At 42.4% G+C, this 18,414-nt stretch carries 19 protein-coding genes; 14 read left to right on the forward strand and 5 right to left on the reverse strand.

From position 1 onward, the window contains the following. Window positions 1-11 precede the first annotated feature (11 nt). From gyrB to bioA, 6 genes are read left to right on the forward strand one after another with little or no spacing between them, the layout of a single operon-like run. The gene (gene gyrB, locus IAE16_RS09560) at window positions 12-2,393 is read left to right on the forward strand and encodes a DNA topoisomerase (ATP-hydrolyzing) subunit B (protein ID WP_323700616.1); all 2,382 of its coding nucleotides are present in this window, start codon (window positions 12-14) and stop codon (window positions 2,391-2,393) included. Further along, a complete protein-coding gene (locus IAE16_RS09565; protein ID WP_323700617.1) occupies window positions 2,383-3,177 on the forward strand; it encodes a universal stress protein in 795 nt (264 codons plus the stop codon). Before gyrB ends, IAE16_RS09565 begins: the two co-directional genes overlap by 11 nt. A 1-nt stretch (window position 3,178) precedes the next feature. Further along, window positions 3,179-3,850 (forward strand): 16S rRNA (cytidine(1402)-2'-O)-methyltransferase, encoded by a 672-nt coding sequence (gene rsmI, locus IAE16_RS09570; RefSeq protein ID WP_323700618.1) that lies wholly within the window; start codon window positions 3,179-3,181, stop codon window positions 3,848-3,850. An 8-nt stretch (window positions 3,851-3,858) separates the two neighbouring features. After that, window positions 3,859-4,713, forward strand: a complete 855-nt coding sequence (locus tag IAE16_RS09575; protein WP_323700619.1) for a DNA-methyltransferase — start codon at window positions 3,859-3,861, stop codon at window positions 4,711-4,713. Continuing rightward, window positions 4,703-5,455: a PmeII family type II restriction endonuclease gene (locus IAE16_RS09580; protein ID WP_323700620.1), complete on the forward strand. Its 753-nt coding sequence runs from the start codon at window positions 4,703-4,705 to the stop codon at window positions 5,453-5,455. The genes IAE16_RS09575 and IAE16_RS09580 overlap by 11 nt, the downstream gene beginning before the upstream one ends. 1 nt (window position 5,456) lies before the next feature. Next, complete coding sequence (gene bioA / locus IAE16_RS09585) at window positions 5,457-6,788, forward strand: adenosylmethionine--8-amino-7-oxononanoate transaminase (RefSeq protein ID WP_323700621.1); 1,332 nt, start codon at window positions 5,457-5,459, stop codon at window positions 6,786-6,788. A 4-nt stretch (window positions 6,789-6,792) separates the two neighbouring features. Here bioA and IAE16_RS09590 read toward each other — a convergent pair whose 3' ends face one another. Then, window positions 6,793-7,224: a hypothetical protein gene (locus IAE16_RS09590; protein WP_323700622.1), complete on the reverse strand. Its 432-nt coding sequence runs from the start codon at window positions 7,222-7,224 to the stop codon at window positions 6,793-6,795. A gap of 74 nt (window positions 7,225-7,298) precedes the next feature. Here IAE16_RS09590 and IAE16_RS09595 point away from each other — a divergent pair, with 74 nt between their 5' ends. Continuing rightward, window positions 7,299-8,780 carry an RNA-guided endonuclease TnpB family protein gene (locus tag IAE16_RS09595; RefSeq protein ID WP_323700623.1) on the forward strand — a complete coding sequence of 494 codons (1,482 nt, stop codon included), beginning with the start codon at window positions 7,299-7,301 and terminating at the stop codon, window positions 8,778-8,780. Window positions 8,781-8,790: 10 nt separating this feature from the next. Here IAE16_RS09595 and IAE16_RS09600 read toward each other — a convergent pair whose 3' ends face one another. From IAE16_RS09600 to IAE16_RS09610, 3 genes are read right to left on the reverse strand one after another with little or no spacing between them, the layout of a single operon-like run. Next, on the reverse strand, window positions 8,791-9,078 hold the full coding sequence (locus IAE16_RS09600; RefSeq protein WP_323700624.1) for a nucleotidyltransferase domain-containing protein: 288 nt from the start codon (window positions 9,076-9,078) through the stop codon (window positions 8,791-8,793). 13 nt (window positions 9,079-9,091) lie between these two features. Then, complete coding sequence (gene ygfZ, locus IAE16_RS09605) at window positions 9,092-9,994, reverse strand: CAF17-like 4Fe-4S cluster assembly/insertion protein YgfZ (RefSeq protein ID WP_323700625.1); 903 nt, start codon at window positions 9,992-9,994, stop codon at window positions 9,092-9,094. Between the two features lie 45 nt (window positions 9,995-10,039). Continuing rightward, window positions 10,040-10,855, reverse strand: a complete 816-nt coding sequence (locus IAE16_RS09610; RefSeq protein WP_323700626.1) for a DNA adenine methylase — start codon at window positions 10,853-10,855, stop codon at window positions 10,040-10,042. Window positions 10,856-11,081: 226 nt separating this feature from the next. Between IAE16_RS09610 and IAE16_RS09615 the strand changes: the two genes are divergently transcribed. From IAE16_RS09615 to IAE16_RS09645, 7 genes are all read left to right on the forward strand, one after another. After that, the gene (locus IAE16_RS09615) at window positions 11,082-11,996 is read left to right on the forward strand and encodes an RpnC/YadD family protein (protein ID WP_323700627.1); all 915 of its coding nucleotides are present in this window, start codon (window positions 11,082-11,084) and stop codon (window positions 11,994-11,996) included. 316 nt (window positions 11,997-12,312) lie between these two features. Further along, a complete protein-coding gene (locus IAE16_RS09620) occupies window positions 12,313-13,059 on the forward strand; it encodes a hypothetical protein (RefSeq protein WP_323700628.1) in 747 nt (248 codons plus the stop codon). A 19-nt stretch (window positions 13,060-13,078) separates the two neighbouring features. After that, window positions 13,079-13,531: a hypothetical protein gene (locus IAE16_RS09625; RefSeq protein WP_323700629.1), complete on the forward strand. Its 453-nt coding sequence runs from the start codon at window positions 13,079-13,081 to the stop codon at window positions 13,529-13,531. Beyond that, window positions 13,528-14,193: a hypothetical protein gene (locus IAE16_RS09630; RefSeq protein ID WP_323700630.1), complete on the forward strand. Its 666-nt coding sequence runs from the start codon at window positions 13,528-13,530 to the stop codon at window positions 14,191-14,193. The genes IAE16_RS09625 and IAE16_RS09630 overlap by 4 nt, the downstream gene beginning before the upstream one ends. Next, entirely contained in the window at window positions 14,190-14,963 is a 774-nt protein-coding gene (locus IAE16_RS09635; protein ID WP_323700631.1) for a hypothetical protein, read from the forward strand. Before IAE16_RS09630 ends, IAE16_RS09635 begins: the two co-directional genes overlap by 4 nt. Further along, window positions 14,950-16,416: an SAVED domain-containing protein gene (locus tag IAE16_RS09640; protein WP_323700632.1), complete on the forward strand. Its 1,467-nt coding sequence runs from the start codon at window positions 14,950-14,952 to the stop codon at window positions 16,414-16,416. The genes IAE16_RS09635 and IAE16_RS09640 overlap by 14 nt, the downstream gene beginning before the upstream one ends. A 105-nt stretch (window positions 16,417-16,521) precedes the next feature. Further along, window positions 16,522-16,935, forward strand: coding sequence for a hypothetical protein (locus IAE16_RS09645; RefSeq protein WP_323700634.1), 414 nt, complete (start codon window positions 16,522-16,524; stop codon window positions 16,933-16,935). Window positions 16,936-16,981: 46 nt separating this feature from the next. Here the strand turns inward: IAE16_RS09645 and IAE16_RS09650 are convergent, their stop codons facing one another. Further along, window positions 16,982-18,244 carry an NADP-dependent isocitrate dehydrogenase gene (locus tag IAE16_RS09650; protein ID WP_323700635.1) on the reverse strand — a complete coding sequence of 421 codons (1,263 nt, stop codon included), beginning with the start codon at window positions 18,242-18,244 and terminating at the stop codon, window positions 16,982-16,984. Window positions 18,245-18,414 lie beyond the last annotated feature (170 nt).

Raw genomic sequence — 18,414 nt, forward strand, 5'->3', positions numbered from 1 at the left:
CTTTTAAAAACATGGGAAAGAAAAGGGAAGAAAACATCCAAAGGGAATACCAAGCAACAGACATAAAGGCAGTCACTGGTCTTGAGCATGTCCGCTTAAGACCCTCTATGTATATAGGAGACATAGGTGAGAGGGGGCTTCATCATCTCATATGGGAAATACTTGACAACGCAGTGGACGAGCATATGGCTGGTTATGCCAGCCACATAAACCTTATAATCCATGCGGACGGTTCTATAACGGTAGAGGATGACGGAAGGGGTATACCCGTAGACATTCACCCAGATACGGGTCTTCCTGCGGTTCAGATGGTCTTTACCATGCTTGGTGCAGGAGGAAAGTTTGACAAAAAGGTCTACAGATACTCTGGGGGTTTGCACGGTGTGGGTGCTTCGGTGGTAAATGCTCTCTCCGAGTGGCTCATGGTTGAGGTCTACAGGGATGGAAAGATACACAAGCAGGAATACAGAAGAGGAGAGCCACTGTATGAAGTAAAGGTGGTAGGTAATACCACAAAGCGTGGGACAAAGGTGGTCTTTAAGCCAGACCCAGAGATATTTGAAACTACAAAGATAAAATTTGACATCGTAGAAAGACGCATAAGGGAGTTGGCATATTTAAACCCTGAGTGCACCTTTAGGCTTGTTGACGAAAGAAGTGGAAAAGACTTAACCTACAAGTTTGACAAGGGTATAGAGGATTTGGTGAAGTTTCTCTGCGGTGGCAAGGAGCAATTGTTTGACCAAGTGATAAGGATAAGGGGTGAGAAAGATGGTGTGGATGTGGATATAGCCTTTACCTATACAAAGGACTACAGAGAGTCTGTGGAAACCTTTGTGAATAACATAAAGACCCTTGAGGGTGGAACGCATCTGACAGGCTTTAGGTCTGGTCTTACAAAGGCGGTTATGAAGGTTTTACCCAATATTAAGCTCCAGAAGGAGCTAAAGGAAACCATAACAGGTGAAGACCTAAGGGAGGGGCTGGTGGCGGTCATATCCTGTAAAGTGCCAGAGCCTCAGTTTGAAGGACAAACAAAGACAAAACTTGGAAACCAAAATGTAAAGAACATAGTGGAGTCCATAACCTACGAATACCTCTCAGAATACTTTGACAAAAACAGAGACATATTTAGGCTTATAGTAGAAAAGGCAGTAGAGGCTGCACTGGCAAGAGAGGCAGCTAAAAAGGCAAAGGAGTTAGTGCGTAGAAAGTCTCCTCTTGAGGACTCTTCTCTTCCAGGCAAGCTGGCGGACTGCTCAGAAAGAGACCCAAGCAAGTGCGAGATATTCATAGTAGAGGGTGAGTCCGCAGGAGGCTCTGCCAAGCAGGGAAGAGACAGAAGAACTCAGGCAATCCTGCCTCTTAGAGGAAAAATACTCAACGTGGAAAAGGCAAGGCTTGACAAGGTCTTTGCTAACGAAGAGGTAAAGACCATAGTTAGCTCTCTTGGCTGTGGTATAGGTGAAGACTTAGACCTTTCAAAGCTCAGGTATCACAAAATAATCCTAATGACGGATGCGGACGTGGACGGCTCACACATAAGGACTCTACTTCTTACCTTTTTCTACAGGTATATGCCAAAGTTAATAGACGCAGGACATCTATACATAGCACAGCCACCACTTTACAGGATAAAGAAGGGCAAAAGGTCTCAATACGTGAAGGATGACAGAGAGCTTGAAAGCATTCTCCTCAAAACCCTTGAAGAGGAGGCAGTCCTCATAGACCAAAGTGGGGCAGAATACAGAGGAGAAAACCTCTCGCAGGTCCTAAAGCAGGTAAAGGAAATTGAAGAAGGCTATAGAGCTATGGCAAGGCTAAAGGGAGAAGAAGTCCTCAAGGCTCTTCTCATTGCAGGTATTACAGAGGAAACTCTAAGGGATTCTTCTCTTCTTGGCGAAAAGGTAAAGGAGCTTGAGAAACTGCTCTCTGACATGGCTATAGATACCCACTACGATAGGCTTGAGGATGCCTACGAGATAGTTTTCAAAGACAAGATGACTAACAGAAGGGTTATGGTAGATGTGGACTTTCTCTCTTCTCTGTCCTACAGGTCTCTTCTTGAGGGTTCAAGGGTAAAGTTCCCTGTGAAAATAGTCTACGAAAGGAAGTCTGTAGAAGTGGAAAGCCCGCAGGACCTTTATTCTAAAGCTATGGAGTTGGTAAAGGAGTCCTTTGAAATACAAAGATATAAGGGTCTTGGGGAGATGAACCCAGAACAGCTTTGGGAAACCACCATGAACCCTGCCACAAGAAGACTTCTCAGAGTTAGCATAGAGGATGCAGCAGAGGCGGACAGGATACTCTCCATACTCTTGGGAGAAGAGGTAGAGCCAAGAAGAGAGTTTATAGAGGCCTACGCAAGAGAGGTGAGAAACCTTGATATTTAAGAGGATAGTGGTAGGTATTGACGGCTCAAAGCCCGGCTGGACCGCAAAGGACTATGCCTTTGAGCTGGGAGAGAGTCTTCAAGTTCCTGTGGTGGGAGTTCACATAATAGATAACAGACTGCTTGAGGAGAGCTTTTTAGAGGACTTGGCGGGAGTGCTTGGCTTTACCTACTATCTTGGCATATCTCGGAAGGTAAAAGATTTTTTGGAGGAGCAGGCTAATACCCTTATAGAGGAGTTTCTCGCAGAGGGTAGACAAAGGGGTGTAAGGGTTTCCTCTTTTCAAACCATAGGCATACCCTACGAGGAGCTTGTCAAACAGGCAGACCCAGAGGACTTACTAATTATTGGAAGAAGGGGCAAGCGTCCCATAAAGGGCTTTCTCCTTAGCTCCACCGCAGAGGTAGTCTCAAGAAGGAGCAAGTCTCCAGTTATGCTTGTTCCTGAAGAGAAAAGGCACATAAGAAACATATGCCTTGCCTACGATGGAGGAGACATTTCAAAAAAAGCCCTTGAGCTTGCAAAGGAACTCTCTAAGCTCTATGATGCCAGGCTTTACGCACTTTATGTGGGTGATACGCCTCCAGAAAGACCTGAAGGTGTTGAGTTGGAGGTTTTGCAGGGAATACCAGAGGAAAAGATAGTGAGCCATTGCAACGAGGGAGATGTGGACCTACTGCTTATGGGAGCCTATTCAAAGGGGAAAGTGAGAGAGCTATTTCTTGGAAGTATAACAAGCTTTGTCCTGCACCATATAAACATACCTCTTCTTTTGGTGAAGTAAGATGGGAAAGCTCTATGTGGTTGCCACTCCCATAGGAAACTTAAAAGACATTACCCTAAGAGCCCTTGAGGTGCTCCAAAGCGTTAACTTCATAGCCTGCGAAGACACGCGCAGAACTTTGATACTTCTTAACCACTACAACATAAAGGACAAAAAACTCATATCCTACTACGAGCCAAAGGAAAGCGTGCAAGTGCCAAAGGTTCTAAAGCTCCTTGAAAAGGAAGACGTTGCCCTTGTGTCAGACTCTGGCATGCCCTCCATCTCAGACCCAGGATACAGACTAATAAGAGCATGTGTGGAAAAGGGTATACCAGTAGAGGTAATCCCTGGACCCAGTGCTGTCCTTACTGCCCTTGTAGGCTCTGGTCTTCCAACAGATAGGTTTACCTTTGTAGGCTTTCTGCCAAGGAAAGGGCTTGAAAAGTTCTTTGAGGAGCTAAAGGTTTACAAGGATAGCACCATAATAGCTTTTGAATCACCCAACAGAGTGGTAAAAAGTCTACAGGTTATGGAGAAGGTATATGGCTCGGAAGTTCCTCTTTGTGTGGCACGTGAGCTTACAAAGATACACGAGGAGTATATAAGGGGCAAGCTCTCTGAGGTCCTAAAGGATTTGGAAAGTAGGGGAGAAATAAAGGGAGAGCTGGTAGTGGTGTGGAGGCTATTATAATTATTATCATGGTAATGAGGCCTCAAGTTTATCTCTATCATGGGGACTGTCTTGAGGTTCTTAAGAAAATACCTGACGAAAGCGTTGGCCTTATATTTACTTCACCTCCTTATGCGGATAGAAGGAAAAACACTTACGGCGGAATACATCCAGACAAGTATGTGGAATGGTTTTTGCCAAGGGCGAGAGAGTTCTACAGAGTCCTTAAAAAGGACGGCTCTTTTGTATTAAACATAAAGGAAAGAGTTGTAAATGGAGAGAGACACACCTATGTGATAGAGTTAATTCTTGCTCTTAAGAGGGAAGGGTGGCTATGGATTGAGGAATACGTATGGCATAAGAAGAATTGCTATCCGGGTAAGTGGCCCAACAGGTTCAGAGATGCTTGGGAAAGGCTCTTGCATTTTACCAAAAGTAAAAGGTTCAAGATGTTTCAGGATGCGGTAAAGGTGCCAATAGGAAGTTGGGCGGAAAAAAGGCTTTCCAAACTTAGTAAAAATGACCTTATAAGGTTTAACTCAAATACTCGCTCAGGTTTTGGAAAAAGAGTCATAAACTGGCTTGGCAAGGACTGGGTGTATCCAACAAACGTTCTACACCTGTCTACAGAATGTAGTTTTAAGGGGCATAGTGCGGTGTTTCCAGTGGAACTTCCAGAGTGGTTTATAAAACTGTTTACCCAAGAAGGAGACACTGTCCTTGACCCTTTCATGGGAAGTGGAACTACATGTGTGGCAAGTTATAGGCTTGGAAGGAATTGTATAGGCATAGACATAGTTCCTGAATATGTAAAGCTGGCAGAGGAAAGGTTAACAAAGGAAGCTAATTTTAATCAATTAAACTTGGTAAAGCATGGATATTGAGGTCCTTTTAAAGGATGTAAGGGATTATTGCGAGGAAAATATTGTAAAGTTTCATGAAAAGCGTATCTTAAAACTTGCTCAAGCCAAGCTGACTGATATAATTAAGCGTAAAAATCCTTATCTATACAAAGCTAAAGGAATGGAGAATGCTTACGAAATAGTTAAAGGTTTGGTTGACTACTATCTTGCATCTCAGGAGGAGACCATATTCGGTAATTGGCTTGAAGAGCTTGCCATATTCGTGTGTAGCAGGGTTTACTGCGGAAGAAAATCCTCGTCTGAAGGCATAGACCTTGAGTTTGAAAGAGAGGGCGTTAGATACTTTGTTTCCATAAAATCGGGTCCTAATTGGGGCAATAGCTCTCAGATAAAGCAAATGGAAAAACATTTTGAGAAAATAAAGAGGATTTTACCTAAAGGTATAAAGGCAGAGTTTGTGGAAGGTTGTTGCTATGGAAGATGTGGAGTTATAAACAGGGGCTTTTACTATAAATACTGTGGGAAAGATTTTTGGGAATTGATAAGCGGTATAGAAGATTTTTACATTCTTGTGGTTGAACCCATAGGATATAAAGCAAAGGAAAAGAACGAAGAATATCAAGTTGAATACGAAAAGCTATTAAATAGGCTCACTAAGGATTTTTCTAACCTGTTTTGTAGAAAAGATGGTTCAATAAATTGGGAAACCATTTTAAAGTTTACATCCTTAAAGGACTATAAACTCAAGAGAAGAGGGGTTTAAGATGGAAAAACTTGAACTTTGGGACAAGGAATACTTTTGGCATCCCTTTACACAGATGAAGGTCTACAGAGAGGAAGAAAACCTCATCTTTGAAAGGGGAGAGGGTGTGTATCTTTATGATATAAAGGGTAGAAGGTTCATAGATGCCATATCCTCCCTATGGTGCAACGTGCACGGACACAACCATCCAAAGCTAAACAAGGCGTTAATTGACCAACTTCAGAAGGTGGCACACACCACAACACTTGGAAGCTCCAATGTGCCAGCTATCCTCTTGGCTAAAAGGCTCGTGGAAATAGCACCAAAGGGGCTTACAAAGGTCTTTTATTCGGAGGATGGTGCGGAGGCGGTGGAAATTGCCATAAAGCTGGCATACCAATACTGGGGGAATAAGGGAGAGAAAAGAAAAGCCTTTATTACCCTATCAGAAGCCTATCACGGAGACACGCTGGGTGCGGTTAGTCTTGGGGGCATAGACCTCTTTCATGGAACATACAAAGACTTACTTTTTGAAAGCATTAAACTTCCATCGCCCTACCTCTTTTGCAAAGAAAAATACGGAAGGCTTTGCGATGAGTGTAAGCAAGAGCTTTTGAATATGCTTGAGGAAATACTCAAGAGCAGAGAAGATATAGTGGCGGTGAGCTTGGAAGCAGGCATTCAAGGTGCAGCGGGCATGCTACCCTTTCCAAGAGGCTTTCTAAGAGGTGTTAGAGAACTCACAAGGAAATACAACACTCTGCTTATAGTGGATGAGGTGGCAACAGGTTTTGGAAGAACTGGCACTATGTTTTACTGCGAGCAGGAGGAAGTAAGCCCGGACTTTATGTGCCTTGGCAAGGGAATAACGGGTGGATATCTGCCTCTGGCAGCAACCTTAACCACCGAAGAGGTCTTTAATGCCTTTCTTGGAGAGTTTGGAGAGCTAAAGCACTTTTATCATGGACACACCTACACGGGCAACAACCTTGCCTGTGCGGTAGCTCTGGCAAACTTAGAGGTCTTTGAAGAGGAGAGAACCCTTGAAAAGCTCCAGCCAAAGATAGAACATCTCAGAAAGAGGCTTGAAGAGTTTTGGGAACTTAAGCATGTAGGAGACGTGCGTCAGCTTGGCTTTATGGCAGGTATAGAGTTGGTAAAAGATAAAAAAACTGGTGAAAGGTTTCCTTATGGGGAGAGAACAGGCTTTAAAGTGGGTTATAAATGCAGAGAAAGAGGCGTATTTTTGAGACCTTTGGGGGATGTTATGGTCTTGATGATGCCTTTAGTGATTAGTATTGAGGAAATGGACCATGTTTTGGATACCTTGAAGTGGGCTATTGGAAGTTTGTAGTGGTTTAGCCTATGGCTTTCAGTTTTACTTCTAAAGTTTCCACTTCTATGAATAGCCTCTTTGAAAAACTCACTACATTTTCAAAAATCTCTGCTAATTCATCTGGAATATAGGCGTGGGCTATCTTGTTCCTCAAAAGCCTTGCGGATATCCATAGCTCCACATCTTGAAGGTATCCAGCTCTTTGGAGTTTCAAAAGCCTATCTCTCAAAGTGGCAGACTTCTCGCCGTAAAGATACAGCTCAAGAGATACGAAAAAACTCAAAGCGGTCTCCACAAACTTTTCAAACCTAAAGCTCATAGCATCATAACTTTCAAGCTCTTCTGGCTCATAGCTCTTATTTGGGTCGTAGGGCACATAGCCTTTCACGGAAAACTCCAAGAGTCTTTTGGCTTTAAGTAAGTCTTGGCGACCAGTCTCTGAAAATATTGACATTTATACCTAATAATGGTAATTTGTTGCTTGATTGTTTCACACACAAACTCACAAACAAAAGCTATAATATCCCTATGTATAGGGCTATTGAAGTCTCTTGCCCTACCACAAAGAGAAAAAGCACCCTTATAGCTCATGTCCTAAAGCTATACAGAAAAACCGCACAGCTCGTGGCAAACTTCCAGTGGTTTCTCTTCTTCAAAACTGGCTCCTTTAACAGAAAAGCTAACATAAAACACTTAAACTGCCCACTTTCAGAAAGGTTCAAGTCCACTATCCAATACCATGTGGTAGTCCCTACACTGGAAAGTTTTATTGCCAATGTCCAAGAAAGGTTCAAAGAGATAGTCTCTGCCTCAACTCTTCCTGAAAAGACAAAAAGAGTTCTCCTTTATCTCAACTCCAGAAAGGAATGGCTTATTCCAAAAAGTGAGAAAGCCCTGTGGATATACAAAGACAAAAACAAGCATGAGTATGAGATGGTCAAGGAAGAAAGACTGCTTGCTAAGAAGATATTCAAGCATATTCTCAAAAGCTGGAAAAAGCCAAGTTTTAGAGGTATCTCTATGCTTTTAGACAGCAAGTGTGCCTTGCTGGAAAGACCAAAGAGAGCAAAAGCCTTTGACCTCTGGATAAGGCTGTCAACTCATGAAAAAAGAAAGCCTATATATCTGCCTGTGAAACTTCATGAGTATTTTGAGGAAAGAGGTGGAAAGCTAACAAGCATGGTTCAGATAGCAGAGGATGGCAAACTAAGGCTTGTGAAGGAGATAGAGAGGAAGGAGATAGCTTTCAGTGGAGAGGTAGCCCTTGACTTTGGCATGGAGTGTTTTCTTGTTTCAGACAGAGGAGACCTCTTTGGCAGGAAGTTTTACAGCAAGGTCAGGGAGTATGCGGATAAGATAGACAGAATTCAAAGAGAGATACAAAGGAGAGGGAAAAAGCCAACAGAGAGCAGAAGGTATTTAAGACTTCAACGCAGGCTAAGTGAGTATGTGAAGAATGAGGTAAGGAGGGTAATAAACAGGGTTATAGAGCTATACAGACCACGAAGGCTTGTGCTTGAGAACCTAAGAGGATTTCTGCAAAGGGTAATAAACAACTTCCCAAAATCAATAAAGCGAGTGCTTATAAGGTTTGGGCTTGGGGAGATAAGGAGGAAGTTAAAGGAGATAAGCGAGGAATATGGCATAGAGGTGGTGTATGTAAATCCTGCCTACAGTTCGCAGGCATGTAGTAATTGTGGGTATGTAGACAAAGAAAATAGGAAGGCAAGGAGTGAGTTTGAGTGTAAGCTATGCAATAGAAAACTCCATGCGGATGTGAATGCAAGCAGGAATCTGCTTAGCCGTGCTAAGTGGAGCTTGCATTTACACCGTATGGAGAAAGCCCTCACTAAGCAAGTGGAGGTTTTCATAAAAAACTTGTTTAGTGAGCGGTTTAAGTGTCTCTGGAGTAAGGCACTGGGATTGATTGAGAGAAATCCTTACTTTCAGTCAGTCCCTAAACCCGAGGCGTGGGTAAGTGTCTCTAAAAGGGATGTTTGTCCATGCTAAGGGATACTCCTCAAAGCTCTTCAAGAGAAATTCTTTTTGCATTCTTCAAAACCTCTCTATAAAACTCCGTGTCTCTGTATACCAACACATCAATACTCTGGTCGCATTCCAAAAGAAACTTGGTTTGAACCCTTAGTGCAAGCTCCACTGGGTTTTCAGGGTTTTTGGGAATTAGCAAAATATCTATATCTCCACCCTTCAGGTCTTCTCTCAGCCTTGAACCAAATATATAAACCTCCCCTTCAAAGCCTTCCAAAGCCTTCTTAAGGGCTCTTTTTTCTTCCTCTGTCAAACGCATAATGTTAAATATTCTACCCTTTAGACTCTTCGCAAAGTTTTAAAACTCTTACCCTCTTACCTTCGCTTGTCTCAAAGTCTTTTTGCTCTTCTACCTTTGCTCTCAAAAGGTATCCGAGAGCAAGACTACTTCTCGGACTTACAGAAGTTATAATTCCTATATCTTTGTTCTCTGTCCTTATCTTTTCTCCTTCCCTTAGACCTTCTCCTTCAAGGAGTGCCAAAGCCCTCGCAGGTCTTCCTCTATAATAGACCCTTGCTATGGCTTCTTGACCCACATAACAGCCTTTTGTGAGGCTAATGGCTTCCTTTAAAATACAGGCTTCCAAAGGAGAAAAACCTTCCCTTAGTTCCTTTCCAAGTTTTGGAATAAGCCTTTGGATGCGTATGTCCTCGTATTCCTCCTCAGATAGCATATCCTTCGTATCCAATGGAAGTTCAGAAACTTGACCTATTATCTCATAACCCTCCTCCCTTAGTCTTATAGGATTGCGGGTTAAAAGCATGTTGTCAAGAGATTTCACCTCAAAATCTCCAAGCTCCACACCAAAACGCTCTCTTATAAACTCCCTTACACCCTCTCCAAATAGGAAAATATGCTCCATATCAAGGGTTTCAAAGTAGACCCTCATAGAAAGTTTAAGACGGTTAAACTCCTCAATCACATGGCTAACGTCCAAAGGCGTATCAAGAAGGTAGTGGTCTGCGAGCTTGTATACATAAAACTCTCCTATGGGAAAACCGTTTTGTCTTAGCCAAAGGTTATAGGTGAGTGTGTTTTCCTTCATACCTCTTATATCGTTGCTTAAAAGATTATGCAGAAAGGCGGTATGTTCTTCTGCCATGCCCTTCGGGAGAAGTTTTCCCTGCTTGCCATAAACTTTTATCTTGCCTCTTTTTAGTCTTATCCAACGCATGTTTGAATATTAAAGGAAAGCTGGTATTTTCTTCAATGACCACTGTCAATAGTTGGTAATAATTAACTCATGCTCTCCCTTTCCACGCATATCTCCCTTGCAGTTTATAAACCTTGCTGTGTTTACAACTTCAATTCTGTAGCCCTTATATAGGTTTTTTATAAAGTCAGTATTGGAGTTTGTCAGCATTAGATAAACTCCTTTCTTGTCCAATTCTACAAACAAGTCTCTAAGCCTTATATGGTCTTTTTCTGTGAAATTTTCCTTTGTGTAGTTTGAAAATGTAGAGTAGTAGGGAGGGTCAAAGTAGACAAAGTCTCCCGCTTTTGCTTTTTTGCATGTTTCTTCAAAATCTCCACACAACACCTCTAAATCACATGACCTTAAAAATTCAGAAACCGCTTTGAGGTTTTCCTCATCCACTATTTTGGGATTTTTGTATCTTCCAAAAGGCACATTGAACTCTCCCTTAGAGTTTTCTCTGTATAGTCCATTGTAGCAAGTTTTGTTAAGGTAGATAAACCTACTTGCTCTTTTAATGGGGTCAAGGCTTTTGGGGTCTATGGCTCTTATCCTGTAGTAATATTCTGGAGTATTTTTGTGCATCTTTAGGTCTTCTATGAGGTCTTCCACGTGATCTTTTATCACAAGATATGCGTTTATTAGCTCTTGATTTATATCTCCAATTATAGCCTTTCGTGGCTGAACTTGGAAAAACAGAGCACCACCTCCCACAAAAGGCTCTATGTAAGTTTCATAGTTTTTTGGCATATAGGCTACCAGCAAGTTTACTATTTGCCTTTTCCCACCCGCCCATTTTACAAAGGGTTTGGGTTTTGTCTTTTTTGTAAAAATTTTCATGATTAACCACCCTTGAGAGTGGCAATGCTAATAATTTTGTATATCTCCTCTCCTCTTTTAATAGCGTCAAGTTTGAGGAGTCGCATGGAGAGGTTTTCTTTCTAGCCATAATATGGACATAATATGGATTATATTATAACGCAAGTTGCAAGTTATAGGGGATTTATAACCTTGAGCTCACCATAAGGGATACGATGAGAAAGTTTTTTGATGATATAATCTCTCTGTGCCCTCAAAAGATATAACTCTCAAAGACATCTTTGAAGAAGTCCCCCATAGGCTCAGCAAAATCCTCTCTCCAGCCCCTATCAAAGAGCTATTGCCAACATCTCTACCATCCACAGAGCTAAGAGTGGACTTCTTGGCAAGACTTGAAGATGAAAGCATCCTACATATGGAGTTCCAATCCTTTAACGATACAAACATGCCTTGGAGAATGCTCCGCTACTATACCGCCATAGCAGAAAAATACAAAACACACAACATAAAACAGCTTGTGGTGTATGTGGGAAATGAAAAGCTCAGGATGAAGTCCTCTCTCAAGATTAAGAACTTAGTCTTTAGGTATGAAATACTTGACATAAGGCAGATAGACTGCAAGGTGCTTTTGGAAAGCCCAGACCCTATGGATAGGCTATTGGCATGTTTATGTAAGGTAGAGGATGAGGTATATCTCATAGAGAAACTCATAAAGACAATGGAAAGCATGAACGAAGAAGAGAGAAAAGACTACCTTTTGAAAGCCTTGACACTAACAGAGCTAAGACCTAACTTAAGGATAAGGTTGACAGAGGAGGTAAAGCCTATGCCTATAGTGGTTAGACCAGAGGATATAAAACTGCCAAAGAAAAAACTGAGAAAGGATATTCTGTATAGACTTGGGCTTGAAGAGGGTAAAAAAGAGGGTGAGATTATTGGTATTGAAAAGGGTAAAAAGATTGGACTTGAAGAAGGGTTTTTAAAAGCATTGCAGGATACAGTGTTGACCCTTATAAGGAGTAGGCTTGGACGAGTTCCTGAAGGTGTGGAAGTAAGGGTGAAGGGCATAAGGGACAGGGAATATTTAAATGCCTTGATAGAGAAGTTAATAAACTCTGGAGATGTTTTGGAGCTTTTGAGGGAAGAGAGACTTTTGAGTTGAGTTGTAATTGACAGAAAAGCACTATAGACAGCTTATTTAGGAAAGTATGCTTATGAGAGGTATCTAACTTTATAATAACTTGCAACTTGGGTTATTATAATGAAAAGTCTAAAACCTAAAACCCAACACCAACCCCTACAGGCAAGTCTGCGTCTCCACCTCCTCCACCGCAGGAGAAGGCAAAAAGTGCAAGGGCTGAAAGTCCTGCTATGGCACTTCTCTTCATCTTGACACCTCCTTAGGTTTTTTGCTATTTACTACATACAACCCCCATCTTGTCAGAAATCTGACACCGAGACCTATATATTTATGAATTGTGAGAACCGCAGAAGTTCAAAAAAACCTAAGGCAACTTTTGGGAGACATAAAAAGTAAAGAAGGTTTGGGTATAGTCTTGTTAGTAGCCATCTTTTATGGCTGGTTTCCAGATAGCATAAAAGACCTCTTAAGTGAGCTATTACCGGGTAAGTGGGTGTCTCTCAGCCTTTTGGCTTCGTCCATAGTCATTCTCCTAATACTCTACTGGCTTTTAAAACGTTTAATCAGCAAAATAGCGGGGATTAAATACGAGGTGGAAACCTATGACCAGCAGGAGCTGAAGAAAGTGAAGGTGTTAATGATGGGGTTAAGTATGCCTCGTCAAGACCCGATACAAGGTCATAATTGGAGTCAGCAGGAATTTTTGTTAAAAAAGTGTTTAGAGCAAGGTGCTAAGTTAAAGAAAATTGTGGTAATTCCTTCTTTGGAAAGTGCAAAACACTCTAAGGATTTTGTTGAGTATATGCGGACAAGGGTGGATATAGAACATGATCTTTTTGAATTTAACGAGGCGGTAGACTATGAGGATATGTTGAACCTACAAAGAATCTTTAACAAAGCAATAGAAAGCCTCAAGGCACAGGGCTACAAGGAAAAGGAAATCTTAATAGACATAACCGCTGGGACTAAAACCTTTAGCATGGTAGCCTCTTCTTTGACTTTTGACAATGATATTCGCATGTGCTATGTAAACAACAAAAAGCAGGTGGTTATCTTTGATATGGTAGCTGTCAAAGAAGAGTAGGCTATAATCTTAATAATAAATGGAAAAGCTCAAAGGTTTTGAGAAACTCTTTGAGAAAAAGTTAGGCGACGAAGAGAAAATTGTGGCTTCTGGGGAGAGGTTCTTGGGGGTTTTTACCGATGAGACACTATCAAGGCTTGAAGACCTTCTCAGGTTAGACCTTGGAGTATACAAGGCAAGAAAGAAAAGACCTTTTATAGGAAGGCTTGAAAGAGACTTTTACCTTATTGTCTTTCTAACTACAAAAACCTACTCAAAACGCAGGGTAGACCTCAGCCTTTGCTATAGGGGTAAAAACAAAGCATGTCAAAACCTTGATGTAGAGTGCTTTATTCTAAAGGACAGAAACAGACAAGAGGTGCTTGCCTATATGGTGCATAAGGATAGGTTTAGAGAGTTTAAATACGAATTTTGTGGCACGTGTAGAGACCTTGAGTTTCTTGATAGCTTAAGAAGGAAGTATTTTAGATGAGGGACTACAAACAACTTATCTCTGGCTTTTTGTATGGTGGTGTAAAGGAAGAGAACTATATGAAAAAGCTAATAAGGTCCTCATTGAGCCAGTATATGGATGCCTTGCTAAGGAGAAAATTCGGAGATGACTACGAGGAGGAAGTCCTATCTGAGTTGAGGCTTAGGCTAATAAACAACAAAGACTATCTGCAGAGGTTAGAGTATATAAACCTGCATTATCTGAAAACGCTTATAAGAAACTTCTTAGTAGACATTATAAACGGTGAAAGGATAGAGGTTTACAGTCTTCAGAAACAGGTTTTTGAAGAGGAGGAAGCAAAGCCTGTGGTCTACGAAGATAAACTTAGAGATACAAGACATCACTTTGCGGAAGTGGAGGGTAGCACGCTTTTTGAGGCACTTATGAAAAATCTCAAAGACGGGGATATGGTAGTGCTATGCTATTACTTTTATAAGTATCTATATAACTCGGAGATAGAACTGAGGGATATTTCTAAGGATAACATATATAAGAGGTGGGAAAGGCTACGGAAGGGTAAACTTAAGGAGATTTTAGGTGATGCCTCTCCAGAGGAGATAAGGGCGATGGTGGAAAGGTTTTTGTCAGAGGTTTGTCAAAAAAGGGGTTATATATGTAATGAAAGAGGAGACGTGCCATGAGTTTGGAATTGGAGCTTTTGGAGATATACGAGAAGAACTTGAAGGAAGGGAGCGATGAGCTTCTGGAAGTTCCTCATAAAAAGGAACCAAAAGTGGGGCAGATTAGGGAGCTCTGGTCTGTGCCTGTGGAGAGGTTTGTTATTTTGCAAGAAGTCCAAGAGGGTCTATACAAAACAGTTCCTCTCACTTCCTATTTGCAGGTTTTACCTAACTCCACGCCTATTTACGAGCTAAGGTCTCGTGGGCTCAAACTGGGTGTGGTTCCAGTATGGGATTATTTAAGAAGGGAGCTTATAGAAAACTACAGTCAGGTCATAGGTTCACTGCCTGAAGAGGAGCTAAGCAAAATAGAAGAATACCTATCAAGGGAAAAGGAGCTAAAGTTTGCCACGAGAAGGTTCATCAAACTCAATTCTAAGCGTTGGGCAAAGTGGACCATGTATTCACTGCTGGCTCAGGCGGAGCTTGCAGAAAGGGAAGAGGCACAGGTTATAAGGCTTTCACCAGATACAGAAAAGGCTCTTGAAGAGATACGCACTTATGCTTTCGCAGCGGATAATAGATACTTCAAGGTAGGGAATTTCTTTGTGGTTTTGGAGGAGGGTTTGCTAAGGCTATACTTGCCTATAGAGTTTGTGGGTAAGGTTGTTAGGGTGCTTTTGGGTTCTGTGGTGGTCTTTGAGGGTGAGGTGGAGTCTCCAAGGTTGGAGATTCTTGGAAACTTCTTTGGAATAAACATTCCGGAGGAATTAAAGGTTGTGGAACTTTAGCCTTTTCAAGGAAGAAGACCTTATAGAGTTTCTCCATAGGGGAGATTTGGAAGAAGTCCTTGTAGACCTTATAAGGCAGTGGGATTATTTAAGCCCTGGGGTGCATTTTGCTCTGGTAAAGCATCTACGCCTTTCTGAAAGGTATTTTGATGAGGAAAAACTTGCCAAGGCTTTGGGTATAAAAAAGGCGTCCGCAAAGACACTTTTGGAAAATCCCTATGTGGAGTTTGAGTTTCCTGCGGTCTCTGAAAGAGATGGCAAGCTAATAAGGGGTCTGGCAATAAAGGATACACCAGAGGTCTTTTGCAACCTACCAGAAAAGAAAAGGTATATCACTCCAGTGGTGGAATATCTGCGTTCCAAAGGCTTTGTGTCTGGGTCTGTTAGTGTTATCTTTGACAGTGAGTTTGTGGGAAATAGCTTTCAACTTTCTTTGACCTTGGCTTTGTGTATGGATGCGGAAAAGAAAAGGCTACCACCAAACCTCTGTTGGAGCGGTGGAGTTAGGAAGGATGGTAGGATAGTGAAGGTGGACTCTTTAGATAAAAAGTCTGAGGTGTGTGAAAGGTTCAACATGCACTTGGCTATGCCCTTTCATCTTCCTAAGGTGGATGACCTTTTGAATTGGCTAAGTGCAAATATTGTGGAAGTTCCCGTGGCGGTTTCCATTGACCACCTAAGGTTTGAGGAGTTCTTCCATAAGGAGGAAAACCTACTAAACTTAAAAAATATCCATCGCATAGACCCATCAAAACTTGTCATACAAACAGGTCAGCTAAGTGGTATCGGCTGGCAGGAAACTGCAAAGAGTTTTTTTGGGTTCATAAGCGTTCTTGACTATACCCTCATAGGTAGGCTAAAAGCTCATATTGTGGTAAACGGACCTGCGAGCCTTTCCTTTGCCTTGGGAATTCTCTACGGGCACACAAGACCCTCTGTTTTCTACCATTACCATAGCAGTGAGAGAAAATACTTTCCCATTGACCTACAAAACACAAGGGAGATAAAGGAGCACACAAGGGACTACCAATTTGTGAAAAGTGAACTAAAAGAAGGTGGAGAAGACCTTGCGGTAGTCCTCTTTTTCTCCCACCACAATCCCACTGCGGACGTGGAGCATTTCTTAGAGAGCAAGGGCATTAAGGCAGACCTTTTGCTCCTTACTACAGAGTCTTCCAGAGGAAACCTTGAGCCAAGCAATTTCAAGAGGATAGCTCAAGAAATCTCCTCTGCGGTGCAAGAGGTAAAGGGTAAGAAAGCCTATAGGGCAATTCACTTTTTCTTTTCCTGCCCTGTCGCTTTGACATATCTTTTTGGCGTAGCCTTTGGACACTACGACAAGGGATACATATACAACTACAGTAGCAAAGACAGAACTTACGAGCGAGTGCTTGACCTTGAGTTTCTGAGAAGTTTGCGAGAGGGAGGATACATTATAAATATGGGAGGGTAGCGATGGAGTGGTTAGTTTTGGTTTTGGTGCTTGCCTTTCTTATATGGAGGATTAAAAAATCCAACGATGAAGCCTTTCCAAATTCTTAGAGATAGGAGGTGAGCTATGGAATGGATACTTTTACTGCTGGCAGTCCTCTTTCTCCTCTGGAAGATAAAAGATGCCAACGACGAAGCTTTCTCTTCTAACGTGCACCCTGGGATTTCTAACCTTTCAGAGCAGTGGGGAAACACCAGCTCAGCACACACGAGCTCCTTAGACTCTCATAGCCCTCTTGAGGATGAAGACAGAAGACTCTGGGAGAGCTACTCATCCCTTGACAACGACACCACAAGAAGGTGGGACAGCCAAGATGACTGCGATATTTCCCGTGCCATGTGGGACCCATCATGCCCTATGTATCATGTCTTTAACGACCATTGGAACTCAAGCAACGACAGTTGGTGGAGCTCCTCCAATGACTGGGACAGTGGTAGCTCTTCCTGGAATAGCTGGGGTTCTTCCAGCTGGGACTCTTAGGCTTCTTTACGCACTTTAAATCAAAGATTATAAATTAGACTAAAACCTAAACCCTTTCTGCTATAGCCCTTGCAAACTCCATGGTAGAGAGTGCCTTGGCTTCTATGCCCAGCTTCCTAAAGCCACTGGCTATGTCTGGAGTGCCAAGTTTGTCCTCTATGGCTTTCTTGACCGCATTATATATGAGCTCGCTTGCCTCTTTCCATCCAAGATATTCAAGCATCATAGCACCAGAAAGTGTAAGAGATAACGGGTTTGCAATGCCCTTGCCTGCAATATCGTAGGCGGTTCCATGCGTGCTTTCAAAGAGTGCATAGCCGTCGCCTATGTTCCCACTGGGGACAAAGCCAGGTCCACCCACCAAAGCGGACGCAAGGTCAGAGATATAGTCTCCGTTTAAGTTCTGTGTGATTATCACGTCGTAGGCTTCTGGCTTTAGGACCAACTGCATAAGCATCTGGTCTGTTATAACCTTTACCAATAGGACTTGACCATCCTTTGGCTCTCCTTCTGTTATTACCCTTCCTTCAAACTCTGGCTCCTTTGCCACCTCAAAAGCCCAGTTCATAAAGGCACCTTCTGTAGCCTTCATTATATTGCCCTTACCCACCACCGCTACCACCTTCTTGTTGTTTTCAAGAGCCCACCTTAGAGCCTTTCTCACATGCCTTTTTGTTTTGAATTCGCTCATAGGCTTTACTGTTATTCCACAGTCCTCAGGCAGAGCATACTCAGAAACACCCATCTCCTTTATGAAAAACTCCCTAACCTTTTGTGTATTCTCCGCCTTTGGCATGTATTCTATGCTCATATAAACATCGTCAGAGTTCTCTCTAAAGACCGCCACGTTAACCCTTTCTGGATTAGGAATGGGAGCGGGTTGCCCAAGCCAGTAAACTGGTCTTATAGCAGAGTAAAAGTCCATAGATTGACGCAGGACCGCATTAAGGGACTTTCCACCCTTGCCTACTGGTGTGCCAAGAGGTCCTTTTATGGAAACTATAGCTTGTTTGAGTATCTCAAGGGTCTCCTCTGGCATGCGTTTACCCGTTTTTTCTTCCGCCTTGTCTCCTGCCAAAAGCTCCACCCAGTATATCTTCCTACTTCCACCGTAAGCCTTCTCTACCGCAGTGTTTACCACCTCTATCATGGCAGGAGCTATCTCTGGACCGATGCCATCACCCTCAATGTAGGGGATTATGGGGTTTGCTGGAACTTCAAGGCTCTTGTCCTCTTTTAGCCTTATAAACTGCCCCTCTTGGGGTATCCTTGCCTTACCTTCCCATGTGTAAACATTATCCCACTTCATGCCTGCACCTCATGGTTTTTTTAATATTCTACCACAGAAAGTATATGATATAAATCATGTTGAAATCTTGTGAATTTTATGTTATATTATCGTAGGTGGTGCACCGGTTCCCTCGTGCGTCCTTGATGGCATACCTCTTGGGGCTTCGCCCCTTTTTTTAATAATTTGTT

The organism is Hydrogenobacter sp. T-2 (assembly GCF_033971325.1).
GTDB lineage: Bacteria > Aquificota > Aquificia > Aquificales > Aquificaceae > Pampinifervens > Pampinifervens diazotrophicum.